The organism is Candidatus Erwinia dacicola (genome assembly GCF_001756855.1).
GTDB lineage: Bacteria > Pseudomonadota > Gammaproteobacteria > Enterobacterales > Enterobacteriaceae > Erwinia > Erwinia dacicola.
This window is the reverse complement of sequence record NZ_MAYS01000023.1, coordinates 1-1,377: the sequence shown is the minus strand read 5'-3', so window position 1 is coordinate 1,377 and position 1,377 is coordinate 1. Positions and strand designations below refer to the sequence as shown.

Genomic DNA, 1,377 nt, shown 5'->3' with positions numbered 1-1,377 from the left:
AAACGGCGAGGAATTATCTGGCGATGGTTAAACTGGGTTGTATCCGACTGTATTTACAAAAGGTTATGCAATTAAGGGACACAGCCTAATGTAGCCTCCCACAACAGCACCGACGATCCCCAGAATAATGGTCACGATAATTCCTACGTTTTCTTTACCCGGCATAATCCATTTTGCGATGATGCCCGCGATAAGACCGAAGATAGTCTAGGATAAAATACCCATATTGGCTCCTATAATTACTGTTTGTTTTCAGTTGGGGTAGAATCAGCTTGTGCTAGGGTATAATCATTTTTCATGCTGTCTTTGATTTCCTGGGTCTTAGCTGCAGCATCAGTTTCCAGCTCGTTAGCACCGGAGATGGCTTGTGTCTTAATGTGTTTAGCCTTTGCTACTACTGATCGCTTTTTTGTTTAGCATCTGCTTTGACTTCATATCCTTCAGCTTTAGCCTGTTCAGCTAAAGAATGTGCTTTTGCGTCAGCTTCTGCCTTAATGGATTTTGCCTTCTCAGTTAGTTGATCTGCTTGATTAGCGGCTTCCTGCTTGACAGCATCAATATGCTTATCCGCTTCATCATTAATGGATGAAGCTTTGTCAGCAGCAGCATCTTGGATCTGGCTGGCGGCTTCCTTAGCCTGATTAAGGTTGCTATCCACTTTTTTATCCGCGTCATCACAACCAGCAATGAGAAGGGTAATTGCTGCAGCCAAGAGCGTTTTGTTCCATAACTTCATAGAGAATCCCTCTTTTGTAATTTTGGTATAAAAGTCACACTTCTTTTCAGGGTACGTTTACAGTTGCTAATGTACGCAACCTTATTTTTATTTTATTGAATAAAATAACATATTGAACTTCATTAACGACGATCAAATCTGCGAAGTGTGATGTAACTTCACATCGCGGACATGCTGGCCTGTTTCTGGCTCTGGCTTAACTTTCTCCGCCTCAGCGACCTTCCGGGGGTTTTTCCTGGTTTGCTGTAATGAAGACCGTAGAATCGCCACGGGTTTAACAGACACCTCAGAGTCATTTATGGACTGACCCCACCCCGGTAGACGATCCGGCACTGTTGCAAAGTTATTGATGAGTTAGCCTTTCGTGTTATTGAAAGGTCTTATCTTTCAAAGACTAGTGGTCAACTAATACTGGCCACAGCATTAGACTGTAAGTAGTACAGCCGCTCAGATTCGTTGGGCGTCAGACTGCCGTTATACCAGTGGGGCCTGATAGCGCTGTAATATCCCGTTATATAGCGGATTATCGCGCCCTGGGCTTCGCTGAAGCTGTTATAGCCCTTCGTCGGCACCCATTCGGTCTTCAGGCTCCGGAAGAACCGCTCCATAGGGGCGTTATCCCAGCAGTTTCCCCGTCGACT

1 protein-coding gene and 2 pseudogenes are annotated in these 1,377 nt (G+C 44.9%); all 3 read right to left on the bottom strand.

Annotation, left to right across the window (positions count from 1 at the left end):
• Nucleotides 1-87: 87 nt before the first annotated feature.
• Nucleotides 88-204 (bottom strand): annotated as a pseudogene (locus tag BBW68_RS17360) (GlsB/YeaQ/YmgE family stress response membrane protein); the annotation flags it as partial.
• A 35-nt stretch (nt 205-239) separates the two neighbouring features.
• A pseudogene (locus BBW68_RS00505) lies at nt 240-736 on the bottom strand (E3 ubiquitin--protein ligase).
• Between the two features lie 401 nt (nt 737-1,137).
• A partial coding sequence (locus BBW68_RS00500; protein WP_070133556.1) for an integrase core domain-containing protein occupies nt 1,138-1,377 on the bottom strand: 240 nt, incomplete at its 5' end.